Source organism: Afipia sp. GW821-FHT04G03 (assembly GCF_059419985.1).
Genome location: NZ_JBWKSV010000003.1, coordinates 328269 through 346560, shown reverse-complemented (window position 1 = coordinate 346560; position 18292 = coordinate 328269). Strand labels below are relative to the sequence as shown.

Here is an 18292-nt window from a genome sequence, read left to right as displayed (position 1 = left end):
GTCCAATCTCGGCATTCATCCACGAAGTGGAATCGATCTTCCGGGAAAAGGCTGCGCCGCCGCGCGACGTGCTTCGTCTCGCGGCAACAGCAGCGTGATGATCATGATAAACTGCGCAAGCTGGATGTTTTTTGACGAGAAGCTGACCGAACTTGCCGCGATCACCAAAATCAGCAGAACGATCGCCCATGCGGCAGAGCTGGCGCGCTTCATGACTTCCACAAAGAAGCCGATCAGCCCGATCGTCAGCAGGGCGGTATGGATCACGCCGAACTGGACGATGCACGAAATCCAGAAGTTCTCGATGCCGTAGTTGAGCCCGAGCTGCGCCTGAAGTGCGTTTACGCGCACTGGATTCGGTCCCATGATCAACTCATGCCAATCGAAATGGGACAGCAGATCAAAGGTGGCAAAGCGTGCGAGCGCGCTGCCCTTATCCGACGAGAATCGCAACAGCATCTTGTCGAAGGTGCCAAGATCGAATGCAGCGAAAAGGCCGGCACCCGCGACAAAGAGCAGGCAGATGGTTCCTATCAGCGCCGGAAGCGATACTCGCTTGCCGCGCAAGATTAGAAATACTTCCGCGATAGCAAGCAAGCCCAGCACGATGAGCACTGTAACCAGCGCTGTCCGGCCGCCGAACGCCATCAACGATCCGAGACAGAACGTAACGAGTGCAATCCGAAGCACGACGGGTGGGCAAAGCGCGGGCCGCAAAACCAGCGCAAGGATGTAAGCGCTAACCAGCCCGGACGCGGTCAGCGGATGCCCAAGAAACGCCGAGGAGCGCCACTCACCGACCACGAGTACATTGCCAAGTGTGAGCGGAATGATCCGGTGACCGGAAAAATATTCATAGTATCCAAGGCATACGTTCAGGAGAATTGTAAGGTGAACGGCCCATACCAGCGGCTTTCTTTGCGCCGGAGTGAGCTGCCAGATGAGAAGGCACAGCACCACCGGCAGGAGGAAAGTGTCGATGATGACCGTGAATGGACGTTCCAACACGAACATCTGAACGAGAAGCAACAACCAGCACATCAAATAGACAATGACGAGCTTTGCTTCAGAAAACATCCGGTCGAGTTCGCCGACCGGATCGCTGTTGCGTATTAGCAGCAGGCCGAAGGCGAGAAGTGTAAGGTAGGCCGCGGGATGCAATTTCTCATAGAAGTTTCCACCGGCTGTTAAATAGTGGATATTCCAGTTCGTTAGCATCGCCGCGGACAGCGTGAATGTTGCGATCACTGCGAGCAGCAACAATCCCACGACTATGACGTCGATGAACGATGTACCTGCCACCGATGCACGGTCCGCGGCGAACGGCAACTGGCGAGCGTCCGCCATGGCAAGGCGCCCGCCGGGATATGGCGAAAGCGGCCCATTCACCGGGAATGCGCGTGGAGATCCGCTCATCGGCCCGCGCGCTCTCATTCCGCTGGCCTCGGGTTCAATCCCGCAGTGCCATAAGGTTTGAGATAGGCCGAGCTGCGATAGTAGTCGTAGAATCGAAGGCGGCTGAGGTCGACTCGCGTCAGCACGGTGCCGAGAATTCGGTCGTAGACGGGAGCTAGCAGGTTGATGGTATGCGTGAGAACGTCTTGAGGAGTCTGGTCCCACCCCACAGCGAGAACGATGCGATCGGCAAGTTCCGCCAACGCTCGCCCATCGACCAGCGGAACAAGCGGCGGCGAGTCGATGATGATCAGCTCGTAGCGCTGACGCAAATGATCCAGAATTTCGACGATCCGCTCGGAGAACATCAGCTCGGTGACGATGTCGACGTTCTTTACTGCGGGTGATGGCAGGATCGAGAGCCCGGAAGCGCGGTCGAGCAAGATGGCCTGTTCCAGCCGTGTCTGACCGGTCGCGACTTCGAGCAATCCGGCATCGGCATGAGGGCAAAGCGCTCGCGTCAGCTGCGGGTTGCGGAGGTCGCCGTCGATGAGAAGAGTCTTGATTCCGAGTGTCGCAAGCGACAGGGCGAGGTTCGCAGCAAGCGTCGTTTTCCCCTCGTTGTCGAGCGAGGATGTCACCAGTACAACCTTGACCGGCTGAATCCGCATTGTCCGCTGAAGGGCGAGGCGAACGGCGCGTACTGCCTCAGCAAAGAAGGTGCCGGGCTCGTCTAAGGCATATCGCATCAGAGGCGGTTGAAGCGGCGGCGGCAAAAGCCGTACGGTTTTTGGGTCATAACGACCGAGTTCGTTCCGGCCGCGTTTGGCCCGCGCGGCAAGCTCACGAGTGCCGATCAACGGAACGGCTGCGAGCGCCGGCACGCCCGAGATGGATTCCACTTGTTCAAGTGTCTTCATGCGACGATCGAGGTAGTCGGCCAGGAACGCGAAAACACTTCCGCCGCCGACGCCGAGCATGAGCGCAAGACCAAGAATGAGCATGGTCTTGGGCGACGATGGCCGGATCGGGATGCTCGCCCTCGTCACAACGCGGGAATCGGGCATCTCCAGGCTCTCTTGCGCCGACGTTTCCTTGTAGCGTGCGAGATAGGATTCATAGAGTGTGCGATTAGCCTCGGCCTCACGCTGCAGTTCGTGAAGGCGTACCTGCGCCTGACCGGACGAACTCGATACGTCCTGAACCTTATCAAGGCTTTCCTGCAAAGATGATTCACGGGAGCGTGCAACATCGTAGTCGTGTTGCGTACTGTCGAGAATGCGGCGGATTTCTTCATTGATCAGACGCTGGGTGTCACGCAGCTGCGCGCGTATGTTGGCGACGAGCGGATGGCGAGGGCCGTACTTGCTCGAAAGATCCGCTTCGTTCTTGGCGATGTCGGCATATTGCGTGCGCAACTTGGTGATCATATCCGACGTAATGGCGGCGTTGATCCCTCCGGGGTCGCTGCCCGATTTGGCGAGTTGCTGAACTTGATCATATTTGGCGCGCGCCTCGGCGGTTTGTACGCGCGCGGCAATGAGCTTGTTGTTGAGGTCCGTGATCTGCTGGTCGTTGACCGTCACGCCCTGCGACACCGCAAGATTGTTGGTGGCTCGAAAATCCTCCACGACTTGCTCGGACGTCACAACGCGCGACTTCAGCCCCTCGATCTGGCTATTGAGCCAGCTGGCAGCGATTTTCGTCGCGTCATACTTGGCGCGGACCTGTTCCTCGAAGTAGCTCTGGGCTATCTCGTTTGCGATCGCCGCGGCCTTTCGCGGCTCTTCCGAGTTAACGCTGATGTCGACAAGAAACGTGGTGCCTTGTCGCGTCACCTTCATCCGCTTCTGAAGGATCTCGACGGATCTTGCCTTTGCGGCATCCTCCGGACTTGCGCCCGCGGTGGGGCCGCTGCTGCTGAACAATCCCTTGAGCGGATCGAGAAAGCCGGGTTTCGGCATGAATTCCGGATCCGCGGTGAGCTTGAGCTTTTCCACAACGCGCTGGAGAATCGCTACCGACTGGATCAGAAGCGTTTGGCTTTCGATCGTTGCGTCGTCAGTACCAAAGTTGGAAAGCACAGTCTGGCTGGTATCGACGACATTGGCGCGGCGCGGATCGACTAGAACCGTCGATGTTGCAGTGTACAGCGTGCTGATCGCCATGATGTAGATCAGGGCAAGGACAGTCAGTGCGAGCGGCGCGGCCGCAACCAGCTTCCAGCGTCGTCGCAGAATGCGCGCCATCTCGCGCAAGTCGACCGTCGGCGGCGACCATTTTCCAACGGCCGGGCCCGCCGGCTCTTCCAGCTTTTGATAATCGTATTCAGAACTGCGCTGTAACATTTATTCCTACCTGATGTTTGTCGAAGCTGAAGGCGGGAATGTCGCTGTCGCGCTCGGTGTATCTGTGGAAGAAAGAAATGGCGCCGTATCGGTTGATCAAGTATTTAATCCGCGAATCCGCGGTAATGACCTTGTCCTTGCGCTGCTGTCCGACGAATCGATCGCTCTCATATCCGCCTGCCAATGAAAGGATGATGTTGCGGCGGAGTTCGTAGTCGAGGCCGAGTTGAAACGCGTTCGCCAGTACGCCAGTAGAACTGGTATCGGATGTCTCCGTGACGATCTGTTCCGCTTTGAAATGGACGTCGAGCAGGCGAGTGGGGCGCCATGTCAGCATCGCGCGATAGGATGGGCCTTCGATGGTTCCGATCGACAAGGCGTCGAATCGCTGCTGGGCATAGCCAGCGCCGAATTCACCACTGATGAGATTTGTGAATCCGACGGTAAAGCCGGACAGCGCGCGATAACCCTGTGAATCGAGCGTCTGACCGGGCGTGCCGCGAATGTTGCGTTGATTGCCTTCCACGCCCGCGAACCATCCCAGGACTGGTGAGAATGCGTAGTCCACACGGCTGTGAAGGGAATAAATCTGACCGTCGCGACTGTCCTGATTGATGATCGAACCGTCCTGCGCGCGCGTTTTGCCGTAGTCATAGGAATCGACGCGCATACCGGCCGAGGTCGTGAAGCGGTTGAATTCCTTGCGGACGGTCAGATCGCCCGAGAACAGATCGTAAGGTGTCGGCGAAATCGCGTTGACCGGCGAACTCAGCGTGCCGACGCCCTCATTCAGGTGAGCGATCTGAAAATTGGCGAGAACAGTGAGGTCGTGTGCGATGTCGAACCAGCCGTTGCCTTTCAGGCTGGCATTGGTCTGATTGAGGCTGGAGTTCTCATTATATGTCGTGGACAGCGCATCCAGCTTCAGATCCAGGCCGTGGCGCTCCCACAGGGTGTGCGCCCGCAACGATGGGGCGAACACGGCGGCGATATCCGAGCGCTTGGTGGTGTTGGAGGAGAAAACGTTGCTGTCGTAGAGCGCGCCGGACATCAGCGACGGATTGAACATCCAGGATCCGGCGCGTATCCCGACCGGCTCATATCCGGGCTGCTGTCTTCTTTTCACCGGCATATCCTCTGGTGGAATCTCGTCGCGCGTATCCCGGTCGGTCAGGTCGGGCAATGAGGACGGTTCAAAAACTCGCTGTGCGTTCCATGGAGGTGTCAGCAGCTCAGTCGTTGGCGGTATCACCTGCGCATTCGACGGTGACGCGAGGCCAAGCACGATCGCTGTCGCCGGCCACTGTACGTTTCTCAAGCGTGCAATTTTCGGTCCACAGCGATTTTGTCGTGTCCTCGAACGCGTAGTTCGCGAGCGCTCTTTGATTTTTCTCAACGCGGTCAACGCAAAAGCACTCATCACTCATCGGCCCTCGCGGGAAGCGCTCATGTCGGCTGAGAATTCCGAATACTCGATTGTTCGTCATCGCCCAGAAAGTCATCGCGCCTTCGCCCACAAAATCGTCAGTGTGGATTCGGTTCACGCAGTCAATCTCCCGGAGAATGATGTCTCGCGTTGCATCCGAAGTTGTGGCTCAACGCGCAGTTCCGGAGATTGTTCTGCATTGCAGAAAAAATTGCACCGCAAAGAGACGACACTATGACCAGATGAAATTCATCCGATGCCAATACGAACGTGGGCGCCTTGCTCGAATGTGGAGGAATAAAGATGAGCGCTAGAAGTATCGTTCCGATACCCGAATGTTGTCGCCCGGAAAAATAAGCACCGGCGCGTCGAGTGAGTAAATTTCTTCCACAGTGCTGCCGGACCGTCGCAAATGAATCTTGTTTTCATTGGCGCGATAAGTGAACCCGCCGGCGCTCGCAATGGCATCGAGCACGGTCATGCCAACGCGATAAGGATATTCTCCGCTCTTTTTGACTTCGCCGAGAATGTAGAAGGGGCGATAGAGGGCGATTTCCACATTGACGCGCGGATCGCGCACGATTCCTTTTGCTAGCGCCGACGTAATCGAGCGTTCGAGCTGCCCCGTCGTTAGCCCACTGGCGCGGAGGCGTCCTGCCAAGGGAACCGACACATAGCCGCTGGCATCGACTTCATATTCGCCAGCGACATCGGGTTCGCCATAAACCTTAACTCTCACCTTGTCGTTGGGTCCCAAAACGTAGGCGCCAGAAGCCGAAGGAGATGACTTATGTTTTTGCTGAGCGCGAGCTTCGCCGGAGAACCCCGCGATGCTGCAAGCGATGATGGCAAGAACGACAAAGAGTGTCGCGATACGAACCGATGATTGCGTCATGCCGTCCCCACTAAACGCATACAAATTACTGACATGCGCTCCGGCAGAGCCGGCCGCGCTCTGATGACGATTGCAATGAATGATAGTCGGTCAAACAAGGCAAAAAAATGTGAGACATTGTTCCAGTCACTGTGCGGTGGTTCCATCGTCCGCTTCTGCGCAACGGAATTGCACAAGTGATTTGCAGGGAGATCGCCGTAATTCTCACAACACTAGGATCGTTGCGCCTTCAATCGCGACACAAGTCAAGGTTCCCGTCCGCCACGCGCCGGTGTCGATATTGATGCGATTTCTGCGGATATCCGGATGGTCCACCGGGGTGTGACCATGCACAATCACCTTGCCATGATCTGCCGTCGAATTCAGGAACTCATCGCGAATCCAGAACAGGTCTTCGGGGATCTGTTGCGCTATGGGAATGCCCGGCCGTATTCCCGCGTGAACGAACAGAAAATCTCCGCACATATAGCTGTTGTGGAGGCACTGGAGAAAAAGATCGTGTGTGCGTGGGAAGACCTGGCGCAAAGATTGCTGAAGTTCGGACGGTGACATCGCGGCAGCGCCGATGCCCATCGAAACGCCATAAGACGCAAGAGTTTGCAGCGCGCCCAGTTGAGCCCAGTGCCGGATGACAGCTGGATCGTCACGGAGAAATCTTTCGAGGATTGCTTCATGGTTGCCGCGCAGGCAAATCGCGCGCCGCTGAGCGATCCGGACGGCGAGTTGATCGATCACGCTCTTTGAATCGGGCCCGCGATCGATATAGTCGCCGAGATAGACTTCGAGCGCGTATTCGATAGGCCGTCGCTGAAGATCGTCCTCGATGTGAGCGATGGTTTCAGCAAGCAGATCGGCCCGGCCGTGAATGTCGCCGACGGCATAGATACGCGCATTGGCCGGCAGTGAGGCAGGTATCGTTCGCGGATTATCGGAGGAGACAGATCGTATCATGAGTGAGCTTCGCCACGGGAAAGTTCCACGGTCAATCGGCTGACCGCCGATAGATAGCGTGATGCTCTCCAGTGACGAAATTTTTCAGAAGAAAATCATCCTGATTACGAGAATGATGACGATCCAGGCAACGACATTGACCAGGATGAGTCGGTTCCTCAGCCGCCGATTGGAACCTGCGGCCGGTGCGAGCGAGGGAATGTTCGCGCGGTCGGCGATCATCGGCGACTCCGGCGAAGACACGCGCGGCGCAAACGAGTCATCGCCGCCCGTCGTATCGATCTTCTGCAGCCTGACAATCATTTTGCGGCTCGTTGCGAGCTAAAACACATCTATTCGAGGAGTCTACGGTGTCTCTTTTAGTTTTTAGTGAACGTGGTTGCTCAAAGTATCAGCGCGACTGCGCATTCCCGCATCAACTCAACAATGCGCTTGTTCGATACGAATATCGACTCTCATTTTGAACTTGCGCGCGATTGTGGTTGCGCATGGCAGCTTCAACAGAACCGCAGCGTAAGAATTCGGCATCTCGTCTTAACCGCTTCGTACCGCAGCAAATTCTCGCGTCGCACAAATGTGGCGTGCATCAAACCGTCATAACGTGCGCGAACTTTCCGTTTTCCCGCCCTATTTCGTACAAAACTTTAGGAAAACTTTAATCAACGAAGGTTGGTGCCTTCCTCATGCGATTTGAATTTCGCAAGTGCGAAACGTTGGATCGGAGATCGAGGCGCTGTGCTTCTTAATAAGCGCGTTGAATTCCATTCCAGCGTTTGCGGACGTTAAGCAGAGAGCGAGAGCAATGGCATCCACCGTCACAGCTCGTTTTATCCAGGATAACACATCGACGCAGTGGAGCGGTCCGCGGTTTATCTCCGTGCGTCCTGTCGAATACGCGAACAACAGTGCTTACCGTAAGCACAGCGCTTATCGACGGACGACCCGCGTCGCCCACAGTGAGCCGGCGTCTGCTTTCGGGAAGCGGATTTTCGACGCCACAGCCGCCGCGCTGGCGCTCCTGTTTTTTGGGCCGCTATTCATCGCCATTGCAATAGCGATCAAGACGACGTCGCGCGGTCCGGTCTTCTTTCAGCAAAATCGCTACGGTTACCGCAACCGGCTCTTCAAGATCTACAAGTTCCGGTCCATGTACATGGACCTCGGCGATGCTGCAGGCATCACGCAGACGGTGCAAGGCGATCCCAGAATCACGCCGATCGGGCGCATTCTACGAAGCACCAGCCTCGACGAGATTCCCCAGTTGATCAATGTCATCAAGGGCGACATGTCTCTTGTTGGGCCGCGGCCTCATGTGCCCGGCATGCTCGCCGCCAACATGCTCTACGAGGACCTCGTCCCATATTACTTCCAGCGTCATAGCGCACGGCCAGGGATCACCGGTCTTGCGCAGGTGAGCGGCTGCAGGGGTAGCACTGTCGAACCCAGCCTCGCGATTGCGCGTATCGATCACGATCTTGATTACATCGAGAAGTGGTCGCTTCGGATGGATATCGCAATCATCGCGCGCACGGTTCGAAGGGAGTTTCTGTCAGGCAGCGGCAGTTAACGGGACCGCCGTTTCAAACCGAGCGTCTGACTTCGCGCAGACCATTTCACGCATAACTGGGGCAACGAGATGAAACAGCGACAACGCCGTATTACTCCTGTTTTGCTGTCGGGTGGGACCGGTTCCCGGCTGTGGCCGCTATCACGCGAGACCTATCCCAAACAGCTTCTCTCCCTTCTTGGCGAAAAAACGCTCCTGCAGCAAACTGCCCAACGCGTTGCCGATTCATCCATTTTCGGTGATGCGATCGTGGTCGCCAGCGCGGAGCATCGGTTCGCCATTGCTGAACAGTTGCGTGCGATCGGGGTTACCAATCCAACGATGGTTCTGGAGCCTTTCGGGCGAAATACTGCGCCCGCCGTTGCCATCGCTGCGCTCATCGCAAGCGATTCCGATCCCGACGCGATCATTCTTGCCATGCCGGTGGATCATTGGGTTCCTGACGCCAAGGCGTTCAGCGCCGCTGTCGAGGTCGGGATGACGGCCGCGATGGCGGGCAAGTTCGTGCTTTTCGGATTGCGCCCGACTGCTCCGACGACCGGCTTTGGCTATATTCGATTCGGTGATCAACTCGACGCCGCGCCAGGTGTCCACGATGTCGCGGGGTTCGTTGAAAAGCCTAATCTGGTCACCGCGGAGCGGCTTCTGGCCGCAAACGATCATCTCTGGAACAGCGGAATCTTCCTGCTGCCGGCCCGATTGCTCATCGAAGAGTTGGCACGGTTGGTGCCGGATGTGCTGGCTGCGTGCCGGGCGGCATTGGCCGATGCCACCCGCGATCTCGATTTTCTCCGCCTCGACGAGAACGCCTTCAAATCCTGCCCCTCCATATCACTCGACTATGCGGTGATGGAGAAAACCGAACGGGCCGCCGTAATTCCAGCGGATTTCGACTGGAGCGACATCGGAAGCTGGTCGGCGCTGTGGAAAATGGGTGACAAGGATAATTCCGGCAATGTGGCGATCGGCGATGTCGTCATGGAAGACGCCAACGGGTGCTACGTCCGGGGCGAAGGACCGCTGGTTGCCGCGCTCGGCGTCGAAGATCTGATAATCACGGCAACTCCCGATGTCGTTCTTGTTGCCTCCAAGGATCGCGATCAGGACGTCGCCAAACTCGTGAGTCGGTTGAAAGCCAATGGTCACCGCTCGGCGACGCAAACCCAATCCGTCCATCGGCCATGGGGATACTATCAGTCGATCCATGCCGGCGATCGTTTTCAGGTCAAGCGCATCACCGTCAACCCTGGCGCCAAACTATCGCTGCAGAAACATTTCCATCGCGCTGAACACTGGGTTGTGGTGAACGGCACGGCGATCGTCACGCGCGACGACGAAGAGATTTTGCTCCGCGAGAACGAATCGGTGTTTGTACCGCTCGGTTGCATGCACCGGCTGGAGAATCCAGGGAAAGTGCCGCTCAACCTAATCGAAGTGCAGTCAGGCCCGTATCTCGGCGAGGACGATATCGTCCGCGTGGAAGACATCTATCATCGGGTTTGAACCGGGCGAACTCGTCCGGGATGCAGAACTCTTTCAAGACCTGAACAGAAAGGCGGCCATCATGAACGCCGTGAGACAAGCTAAGAACGTTCTCAAAGAAGCGTTCCCGTCACTCTGGTTGCGCTGGCACTTCATGCATCGTCCGAAATCCGCCGAAGTCGAGTTATCGTTTCTGGACAAGATCGTGCCAAATGATGCCGTCACCATCGACGTCGGCGCAAATTGCGGCCTCTATACGCGTGAACTGGCGCGGCTTTCAAAGCGCGTCCATGCGTTTGAGCCGTCGCACCAGATGGCCGACGTCCTCCGGCAAACTTCCGCGACCAATGTCGAGGTGCATGAGATCGCCTTGTCGGATCGAGAAGGCGAGGCGGATCTTCTGATTCCGCAGAGCGAGCAGGGAGCGGTGCATGGTCTTGCTTCTCTTGAGCCGCAATTGGCGGTTTCGGAGAAATCCTGCGTCGCGCATCACGTTCCGCTGGCGCGTCTCGACTCTCTTATCCAGGAGCAGGTGGCATTTGTGAAGATCGATGTCGAAGGACACGAACTGAGTGTCCTGAATGGCGCGGTCGGGATTCTGGAGCGAAGCCAGCCGATATTCCTCGTTGAGGCAGAAGACCGGCACCGCGCAGCTGCCACTGAATCTGTCTTCGAGTTTTTCCGGGACAAGGATTACCGCGGATTCTTTGTCGAGGACGGCGACATCGTTTCCGTCGATCAATTCGACACGGGGATTTTTCAGGACGCCGATTCGCTTCTGCCCGATGGCGGGCGCAAAGCCGGATGCGCTTACGTGAACAACTTTTTCTTCTTTCCGCCGCACAAGGACGGGAAAGCAATCCTGAGCGGTTAGAAAAAGCCACGCTCCGCTTGATCTCACAACTTGAAATGACATGCGCTGTAAGCGCCACAGGACCGTTTTGGTTAGACAGGATCGTCGATGCGAATTGCCATGATTGGAGCTGGATATGTCGGATTGGTGTCGGGGGCGTGCTTCGCGGATTTTGGACACCACGTGGTTTGCATCGACAAGGATATGGAGAAAGTCGCCGCGCTTGGCCGTGGTGAAATCCCGATCTATGAGCCCGGCCTTTCCGAACTTGTCGCGAGCAATGTCAAGCAGCGCCGTCTGACATTCTCGAGCGAGACAAAAGCAGCAGTGAGCGATGCCGAGGTCGTGTTTATCGCGGTCGGAACGCCCTCCCGCCGTGGCGATGGCCATGCCGACCTTTCCTATGTGTATGCAGCCGCCCGCGAAACTGCTGCCGCGCTTTCGGGATTCACGATTATCGTGACGAAATCAACCGTTCCGGTCGGCACAGGGGATGAGGTGGAGCGCATTATTCGTGACGAGAACCCCGATGCAGAATTCGCGGTCGTCTCGAATCCCGAATTCCTGCGTGAAGGCGCCGCGATCCGCGATTTCAAGCACCCTGATCGAATTGTCATCGGCACCGATGACAAGCGTGCGCGAGACATCATGGCGGCGGTCTACCGCCCGCTTTATCTCAATACAGCGCCGATTGTGTATACCGACCGCCGCACGGCCGAATTGACGAAATACGCGGCGAATTCGTTTCTCGCGACCAAAATCGCCTTCATCAATGAGATCGCCGATCTTGCGGAAAAAATCGGGGCGAACGTGCAGGAAGTTGCGCGGGGAATTGGGCTGGATAATCGCATCGGCGCGAAGTTCTTGCACGCCGGGCCGGGATATGGCGGGTCGTGTTTTCCGAAGGATACGCTGGCGCTCATCAAGACCGGTCAGGACAATGAATCGCCGCTGCGCATTATAGAGACGGTCGTGGCCGTGAACGACCAGCGCAAACGCGCGATGGCGCGGAAGGTGGCGAATGCGTTCGGCGGCAACGGAAATCTGCGCGGAAAGACCGTCGCGGTGCTGGGTGTGACCTTCAAGCCGAATACCGATGACATGCGCGATGCGCCGTCGATTCCGCTGATTACGGCCTTGCAGGACATGGGCGCGATCGTGCGCGCGTTCGATCCGGTGGGAATGGAGCAGGCCAGGAAGGTTTTGGAGAACGTGGATTTCTCCGACGATGCCTATGCCTGCGCGAAAGGCGCCCACGCGCTTGTCATCGTCACCGAGTGGGAGCAGTTCCGCGCAATCGACCTCAAGAAAATGGCGACGATCATGGCGACTCCCGTCATCATCGATCTTCGCAATATCTACTCGCCGGAAGAAGTCTCGCGAAACGGGTTTTTGTATTGCGGGGTCGGGCGACCGCAGCCCGTGGCTTACTGATATTCGCAGGCTTATCGAGGTACGGCATCGAGGACTACCTCGAAATCAAATACCTCTGCATGGGCGGCATTTGAACGGTCGGGATTGACCGACTACCAACTAGATCCGGGTGCGTCGGCCATCGCTAGAGCGATTGGCTGGCGTTTCATTTTCTACGCCCTTGTCCATTGAATGGTTGAGTTTGTCCGACAAATGAACAGAGCCAAAGGATCTTGGTCTATCTTCTGCGGTGCAGCACAAAAACCTATATTTACTTGGATTGACGGCACTCTAAGCCCGCCCTAGCATTTGTCCGACAAACGACAAAGGCTGCTGTGACGATCGCCTCCGCACCCAGCTTCAAACGCATCGAATTCGCGCCGGCCTATCAAAGGGTGGCGGATGCGATCGAGCGCGAAATCGTCAACGGGCGCATTAAGCCTGGTGATCCGATCGGCACCGAATCCGAATTGGTTCAGCAATTCGGGGTCAATCGCTCGACCGTGCGCGAGGGCATTCGGGTTCTGGAAGAAGGCGGCCTGATCCGGCGGGATTCAAGCCGGCGGCTCTATGCCTGCATGCCGCGTTACAACAAACTGGCAAGCCGTTTGAGCCGGGCGCTCGTCCTGCACGAAGTCACGTTTCGCGAATTGTATGAAACCGCGATTATTCTTGAAATCGCCGCCATCGAATATGCGGTCGATCACGCCACGGACGACGACATCGGCGAGATTGCCGCCAACATCGAGAAGACCGAGCAGGCAGTTACCAATCCCGCCTTGTTCGCGGAACTGGATGCCGATTTTCATGTTCTGATCGCAAAAGCATCGCACAACCGGGTATTGCAACTCGCGCGCGAACCGGCTGGCCTGCTGTTCTTTCCTACCACCGAGATGGTTGTGCGCGATGTCGCCGAAGGGATGCCGCGTCTGATCGCCGCACATCATCATTTGCTTGATGCGATCCGCAAGCGCGACAAGGAAGCCGGTAAGGTCTGGATGCGGCGGCATGTCGAGGACTGGCGCCGCGGTTTCGAACGAGCGGGCAACTCGCTCGATCGGCCGGTCGAGCGAATGTACATGGAACACGCATTGGTGACGCAAAAGCGATTGGGCGCGTGAGTTTGTAGAATACGGCCGAAAGAGCGCGAAAAGCGCCGGGAGGGTCAAGGGGGAGTGTCAATTGTCGGATTTTACGAAGCCTGGCTCGGCCAGCTTGAACGTCAACGGTTTGTCGCTCGCATTCGGCGGCCTGAAGGCGTTGACGAATGTGTCGTTCTCAGTGGCACCAGGGTCGATCACGGCGGTGATCGGACCCAACGGCGCAGGCAAAACCTCGCTGTTCAATTGCATCTCCGGATTTTACAGGCCATCCACCGGGGCCATTGAGTTTGCCGGCGAAGACATCAGCAGGCTGCATCCCCCGGCGCGCGCGAAGATGGGACTGGCGCGCACGTTCCAGAATATTGCGCTGTTCCGCGGCATGACCGTGCTCGACAACATCAAGCTCGGCCGCCACGCGCACATGCAAACCAATGTGTTCGATGCGCTCTGGTATTTCGGGCGCGCGAAGCGCGAGGAGCTTGAACTGCGTTCCGAGATCGAGCGGCGGGTGCTGGATTTCCTCGAGATGGAGCATATCCGCGACCAGCCGGTCGCTTCGCTGTCCTACGGTTTGCGAAAGCGCGTCGAACTCGCGCGTGCCCTCGCCATGCGTCCGCGCATTCTCATGCTCGACGAGCCTGTCGCGGGCATGAACCGCGAAGAAACTGAAGATATGGCCCGCTTCATTCTCGACGTGAAGGAGGAGTGGGGTGTCACCATTCTCATGGTCGAGCATGACATGGGCCTCGTGATGGATATTTCCGACCATGTCGTTGTACTGAATTTCGGTCAGGTGATCGCGGCAGGCAAGCCGGCCGAAATCCAGAACAATCCGGATGTCATCGCTGCGTATCTCGGGTCGGGTGACGTCGGAGACCTGTCGCGGCGCATCGCAGGCGAAAAGGCGGCGTGATGGATTGGCTGTTCCTCTTCGAGATCGTGCTGTCGGGCCTTGGATCTGGCGCGTTGCTGGCGCTGACCGGCATCGCCTTCGTGCTGATCTACAAGGCGACCCGGGTTCTCAATCTTGCCGTCGGCGAAATGCTGATGCTCTGCGCCTACTTCTTCTTCGGATTGACGACCGCGCTTGCGCTTCCGGTGTGGCTGGCGATCATTCTGACGATCATCGGCGGGGGAATTCTGGGTGGCGTAATCGAGCGCCTGTTGATCCGGCCGATGCTGGGTGAAAGCTCGATTTCAGTGTTCATGGTGACGGTCGGCCTCGGCTCCGTGCTGATTGGCTTTGTCGAATTCGTTTGGGGCAGCGATCCCGCAACGCTGCCGAATTTTCTGCCCACGAAGCCGATCTTTATCGGAGATGCCTATGTTTCACCGAAGATCGCGGTGGGTTTCGTGGTCGCGTCGGTCTTGATCGCGGTGTTCCTGGTGATCTTCCGGACTTGGCGGGGCGGCGTCGCGCTTCGTGCCACGGCGACCGATCAGGGCGCTGCGTTCTCGTGCGGGATCAACGTCCCGGCGGTGTTTTCGATTTCGTGGATTGTTGCGGGCATGGCGGCTGCCGGTGCTGGCATTCTCATCGGCTCGATTGGCGGTATCTCGCCCACCATGGGCGTGTTCGGGCTGTCGGTGCTGGTCGCGGTGATCGTCGGCGGCCTCGATTCCATTGCCGGCGCACTGGTGGCAGGTCTCGCCATCGGTGTCGTCGAAGCGCTGGTCGGCACCTATATCGGCGGAGAATTCAAGCTGCTTGTGACGTTCGTCATCCTCGTCGTCGCCCTGATGATCCGGCCTTACGGATTGTTCGGCACTGTTGAAATCGAGCGACTCTGATGCGTATCGGCGCCACCCACGAAACTTACGCTCAGGCAGAATCGCTGCTGGATACGAACTTCCAGCGCGTGATGCTGGTCGCACTGTTTGCCGCGCTGGTGTTGTTCCCGTTCTTTGCCGATCAGTACTGGATCTACCTTGCCTGCCTTGTTGCCATCCATATTGTCAGCACCACAGGGCTCAATATCCTCACCGGCTACACCGGTCTGGTCAGTCTGGGACAGGCCGCCTTCATGTCGGTCGGGGCCTATACCGTTGCGATTCTCGAAATCCGTGTCGGTACGCCGTTCATTATCAATCTGATCGCTGCCGGATTTGTCTCTGCGGGCGCCGGAATGGTTGTCGGAATTCCAAGCCTGCGGGTGAAGGGACTTTACCTTGCGATTGCGACCATCGCAGCGTCCTTCATTCTGCATTTTCTGTTTGCCAACGGGCCTTCGATCCTCGGTGGCACGCAGGGGCTGAGTATGCCTCCAGCGCGGATATTCGGGTACGATCTTGCGCGGCCGTTCGAACTGTACTGGTTGTTCATGCCGCTGACTGTGCTGTCGGTGGTTGCCGCAGCCAACCTTTTCCGCACGCGGATCGGTCGGGCCTTCATCGCGATTCGGGATCGGGATATTTCGGCGGAAGTGCTGGGTATTCCGTTGCTGAAGTACAAGCTGCTCAGCTTCGCTCTATCATCGTTCTATGCCGGCGTGGCTGGCGGAATGTGGGCATATTTCTTTCGTGTCGTGACGCCGGAAAGTTTTCCGCTGATCTATTCGGTTTTCTTCCTCGCAGCCGTCATCGTCGGCGGAATGGGCACGATCCTCGGCGCCATTCTGGGCGCGATCTTCATGACCATGGTGCCGGAGTTTCTCAAGATTGTTGTTGGCTACATGACGTTCATTCCGAATGCGGTGGCGCAGCTGTCGCCGATCCGGACAATTGTTTTCGGTGCCCTCATCATCGGCTTTTTGCTGTTCGAGCCGCAGGGTCTTGCCGAAATATGGCGTCGGACGCGACGCTTCTTTCATTTATGGCCGTTCAAAAAGTGACATCAAAGGGAGAGAAAAAATGAAATTGCTTCCATCGCGCCGCAAGGTGCTGTCCTTCGCAGCCGCCGGCTGCCTCGCATTGGGGCTGCAAAGCCCGGTTCGTGCGGCCGACGATATCGTCATCGGCGCGTCGATGCCGATGACTGGCGTGTTCGCTTTCGCGGGCATCGCGCTCAACAACGCGTTTCAGGATTACGTGAAGATCGTGAACGACGCGGGCGGCATCAATGGCCGCAAGATCAAGTACGTGGCCGAAGACACCGGCTACAAGGTCGACAACTCGGTGGCGGTTTTCAATCGCATCACCAGTCAGGAGAAGGTCAGCCTTTATTATGGCGACTCCACAGCTTTCTCCAAGACCATCAATCCCGAGCTTAACCGCCGTGGCGACATCATGCTGGCCGGCGCGTCCTTCGCGACCGAGTTGAACGATCCGAAGAATTTTTCCAATCAGTTCATCGCCGGTCCAGACTATTCGGAGATGATCGGCATTCTGCTAGAATACATCGCGAAGACGAAGCCTGGCGCCAAGATCGCGCTGGTCAATTCGGACACCGAGTTCGGACGCGATCCGATCGTGCCGACTGAAAAGCGGGCGGCGGAATTGGGTTTGAAGATCGTGGAGAAGATCGCCACGCCGCCGACCAGTGTCGACGTGTCGACCGAAGTGCTCAAGTTGCGCCGTGCCGACCCGGATTACACGATCTTCCACGGTTATATTCTTGCGCCGCTGCCTGAGTTCATGACGCAGGCCAAGCAACTCGGCCTCAAGACCAAGTTCATGGGCACGTTCTGGTCGATGGACAACGCTATTTGGGCGAAGTCAGCCGAGGTGGCCGATGGTTTCATGGGCGTGATGCCGTATCGCTACTATTACGACACGGAAGGCAAATCGCCGATGCTGGAGAAAATCCGGCAGATTCGGCCGGAGTATCAGTCAACCGGGTACATGCAGGGCTTCCTTACGGCGATGCTGATGACCGAGGCCGCCAAGCGCACGCTCGATGCAAAGAAGGAGTTGACCGCGGCCAACATGAAGGCCTCGCTGAACTCGATCAAGGACTTCGACACGGGTGGTCTGATCGGCGTGCCGATCTCGATTCCGGGCAACACCGTTCCGGTCGGGCGCGTCTATCAGTATGACGGCGCGAAGAAGACGATGCTTCCCGTCTCCGACTGGATCAAGATCGCGAAGTAGCAGCCATGGCCGTGGAAGCACTTTTGTCCGTGAACAATATCGAGGTCGTCTATAACAAGACGGTCCAGGTGCTCCGCGGCCTTTCGCTGAAAGTCGACAAGGGTGCGGTGGTCGCCTTGCTGGGCTCCAATGGAGCCGGCAAGTCGACCACGCTGAAGGCGATTTCCAATCTGCTTGAGCTTGAAGACGGCAAGGTCACGACGGGTGAAATCCTGTTTAAGGGCGATGCCGTCTCAAACCACGCGCCGCACAAGCTGGTGCGGAACGGCTTGTTTCACGTCATGGAAGGCCGCCGGATATTCGAAGACCTGACGGTCGAGGAAAATCTCACCGCGGCAACCTATGCCATGTCGGGCCGTTCCGGCACCAAGACGCCGTTTGAATTGGTTTATACTTATTTTCCTCGCCTGTACGAGCGGCGCAGCGGGCGGGCAGGGTATCTGTCGGGCGGCGAACAGCAGATGTTGGCCATCGGACGGGCTTTGATCGCCCAGCCGGAGCTGATGCTGCTGGATGAGCCATCGCTCGGCCTGTCGCCGATGCTGGTGGAGGAGATATTCACGATCATCGCGCGCATCAATCGCGAGCAGGGCGTTTCGATGCTTCTGGTCGAACAGAATGCTGCTGTCGCTTTCGCGGTCTCTAGCTATGGCTACATCATGGAGTCCGGAAAGATTGTCACCGACGGGCCGACGGAGCAATTGCTGCGCGATCAGGACGTCCGGGAATTCTATCTCGGCGTTGGCGCAGCGAATGCCGAGGCCAAAGGCTTCCGTGGCATCAAGCATTACAAGCGCCGCAAGCGCTGGCTGTCTTAACGATGGGACTGT

Annotated in this window: 17 protein-coding genes; 10 read left to right on the top strand and 7 right to left on the bottom strand. The window is 57.5% G+C overall.

Going from position 1 to position 18292, the window contains the following annotated elements:
• Nucleotides 1-15: 15 nt before the first annotated feature.
• From AC07UB_RS16075 to AC07UB_RS16045, 7 genes are all read right to left on the bottom strand, one after another.
• Entirely contained in the window at nt 16-1329 is a 1314-nt protein-coding gene (locus AC07UB_RS16075) for a VpsF family polysaccharide biosynthesis protein (protein ID WP_494655277.1), read from the bottom strand.
• Between the two features lie 101 nt (nt 1330-1430).
• Nucleotides 1431-3743: a GumC family protein gene (locus AC07UB_RS16070; RefSeq protein WP_492790457.1), complete on the bottom strand. Its 2313-nt coding sequence runs from the start codon at nt 3741-3743 to the stop codon at nt 1431-1433.
• Nucleotides 3724-4869: an outer membrane beta-barrel protein gene (locus tag AC07UB_RS16065; RefSeq protein ID WP_494655276.1), complete on the bottom strand. Its 1146-nt coding sequence runs from the start codon at nt 4867-4869 to the stop codon at nt 3724-3726. Before AC07UB_RS16065 ends, AC07UB_RS16070 begins: the two co-directional genes overlap by 20 nt.
• A 106-nt stretch (nt 4870-4975) precedes the next feature.
• A complete protein-coding gene (locus tag AC07UB_RS16060) occupies nt 4976-5287 on the bottom strand; it encodes a hypothetical protein (RefSeq protein ID WP_494655275.1) in 312 nt (103 codons plus the stop codon).
• Nucleotides 5288-5479: 192 nt separating this feature from the next.
• Entirely contained in the window at nt 5480-6064 is a 585-nt protein-coding gene (locus AC07UB_RS16055) for a polysaccharide biosynthesis/export family protein (RefSeq protein WP_492790455.1), read from the bottom strand.
• A 204-nt stretch (nt 6065-6268) separates the two neighbouring features.
• On the bottom strand, nt 6269-7015 hold the full coding sequence (locus AC07UB_RS16050) for a metallophosphoesterase family protein (RefSeq protein WP_494654489.1): 747 nt from the start codon (nt 7013-7015) through the stop codon (nt 6269-6271).
• Between the two features lie 84 nt (nt 7016-7099).
• Nucleotides 7100-7318, bottom strand: a complete 219-nt coding sequence (locus AC07UB_RS16045; protein ID WP_492790453.1) for a hypothetical protein — start codon at nt 7316-7318, stop codon at nt 7100-7102.
• A 499-nt stretch (nt 7319-7817) separates the two neighbouring features.
• On the opposite strand from AC07UB_RS16045, the gene AC07UB_RS16040 reads away from it, so the two are divergent.
• From AC07UB_RS16040 to AC07UB_RS15995, 10 genes are all read left to right on the top strand, one after another.
• Nucleotides 7818-8582 (top strand): sugar transferase, encoded by a 765-nt coding sequence (locus AC07UB_RS16040; protein WP_494654491.1) that lies wholly within the window; start codon nt 7818-7820, stop codon nt 8580-8582.
• 69 nt (nt 8583-8651) lie between these two features.
• On the top strand, nt 8652-10085 hold the full coding sequence (locus AC07UB_RS16035; protein WP_494654492.1) for a mannose-1-phosphate guanylyltransferase/mannose-6-phosphate isomerase: 1434 nt from the start codon (nt 8652-8654) through the stop codon (nt 10083-10085).
• A 61-nt stretch (nt 10086-10146) separates the two neighbouring features.
• Nucleotides 10147-10938, top strand: a complete 792-nt coding sequence (locus AC07UB_RS16030; protein ID WP_492790450.1) for an FkbM family methyltransferase — start codon at nt 10147-10149, stop codon at nt 10936-10938.
• Between the two features lie 87 nt (nt 10939-11025).
• Nucleotides 11026-12351, top strand: a complete 1326-nt coding sequence (locus AC07UB_RS16025; RefSeq protein ID WP_494654495.1) for a UDP-glucose dehydrogenase family protein — start codon at nt 11026-11028, stop codon at nt 12349-12351.
• A gap of 320 nt (nt 12352-12671) precedes the next feature.
• A complete protein-coding gene (locus tag AC07UB_RS16020) occupies nt 12672-13451 on the top strand; it encodes a FadR/GntR family transcriptional regulator (RefSeq protein WP_494654777.1) in 780 nt (259 codons plus the stop codon).
• A 61-nt stretch (nt 13452-13512) separates the two neighbouring features.
• On the top strand, nt 13513-14346 hold the full coding sequence (locus tag AC07UB_RS16015) for an ABC transporter ATP-binding protein (RefSeq protein WP_494654497.1): 834 nt from the start codon (nt 13513-13515) through the stop codon (nt 14344-14346).
• Nucleotides 14346-15224, top strand: a complete 879-nt coding sequence (locus AC07UB_RS16010; protein ID WP_492790447.1) for a branched-chain amino acid ABC transporter permease — start codon at nt 14346-14348, stop codon at nt 15222-15224. Before AC07UB_RS16015 ends, AC07UB_RS16010 begins: the two co-directional genes overlap by 1 nt.
• Nucleotides 15224-16264, top strand: coding sequence for a branched-chain amino acid ABC transporter permease (locus AC07UB_RS16005; RefSeq protein ID WP_494654498.1), 1041 nt, complete (start codon nt 15224-15226; stop codon nt 16262-16264). The genes AC07UB_RS16010 and AC07UB_RS16005 overlap by 1 nt, the downstream gene beginning before the upstream one ends.
• A 19-nt stretch (nt 16265-16283) precedes the next feature.
• Nucleotides 16284-17462: an ABC transporter substrate-binding protein gene (locus tag AC07UB_RS16000; protein WP_492790445.1), complete on the top strand. Its 1179-nt coding sequence runs from the start codon at nt 16284-16286 to the stop codon at nt 17460-17462.
• A gap of 5 nt (nt 17463-17467) precedes the next feature.
• A complete protein-coding gene (locus AC07UB_RS15995; protein WP_492790444.1) occupies nt 17468-18280 on the top strand; it encodes an ABC transporter ATP-binding protein in 813 nt (270 codons plus the stop codon).
• Nucleotides 18281-18292: the final 12 nt, after the last annotated feature.

Excerpts from the sequence above, each read along its gene's own strand:
- AC07UB_RS16005 (WP_494654498.1), top strand. The coding sequence starts at position 15,224 with ATGCGTATCGGCGCCACCCACGAAACTTACGCTCAGGCAGAATCGCTG.
- AC07UB_RS16070 (WP_492790457.1), bottom strand. The coding sequence starts at position 3,743 with ATGTTACAGCGCAGTTCTGAATACGATTATCAAAAGCTGGAAGAGCCG.
- AC07UB_RS15995 (WP_492790444.1), top strand. The coding sequence starts at position 17,468 with ATGGCCGTGGAAGCACTTTTGTCCGTGAACAATATCGAGGTCGTCTAT.
- AC07UB_RS16035 (WP_494654492.1), top strand. The coding sequence starts at position 8,652 with ATGAAACAGCGACAACGCCGTATTACTCCTGTTTTGCTGTCGGGTGGG.
- AC07UB_RS16000 (WP_492790445.1), top strand. The coding sequence starts at position 16,284 with ATGAAATTGCTTCCATCGCGCCGCAAGGTGCTGTCCTTCGCAGCCGCC.
- AC07UB_RS16045 (WP_492790453.1), bottom strand. The coding sequence starts at position 7,318 with ATGATTGTCAGGCTGCAGAAGATCGATACGACGGGCGGCGATGACTCG.
- AC07UB_RS16010 (WP_492790447.1), top strand. The coding sequence starts at position 14,346 with ATGGATTGGCTGTTCCTCTTCGAGATCGTGCTGTCGGGCCTTGGATCT.
- AC07UB_RS16050 (WP_494654489.1), bottom strand. The coding sequence starts at position 7,015 with ATGATACGATCTGTCTCCTCCGATAATCCGCGAACGATACCTGCCTCA.
- AC07UB_RS16040 (WP_494654491.1), top strand. The coding sequence starts at position 7,818 with ATGGCATCCACCGTCACAGCTCGTTTTATCCAGGATAACACATCGACG.
- AC07UB_RS16055 (WP_492790455.1), bottom strand. The coding sequence starts at position 6,064 with ATGACGCAATCATCGGTTCGTATCGCGACACTCTTTGTCGTTCTTGCC.
- AC07UB_RS16030 (WP_492790450.1), top strand. The coding sequence starts at position 10,147 with ATGAACGCCGTGAGACAAGCTAAGAACGTTCTCAAAGAAGCGTTCCCG.
- AC07UB_RS16025 (WP_494654495.1), top strand. The coding sequence starts at position 11,026 with ATGCGAATTGCCATGATTGGAGCTGGATATGTCGGATTGGTGTCGGGG.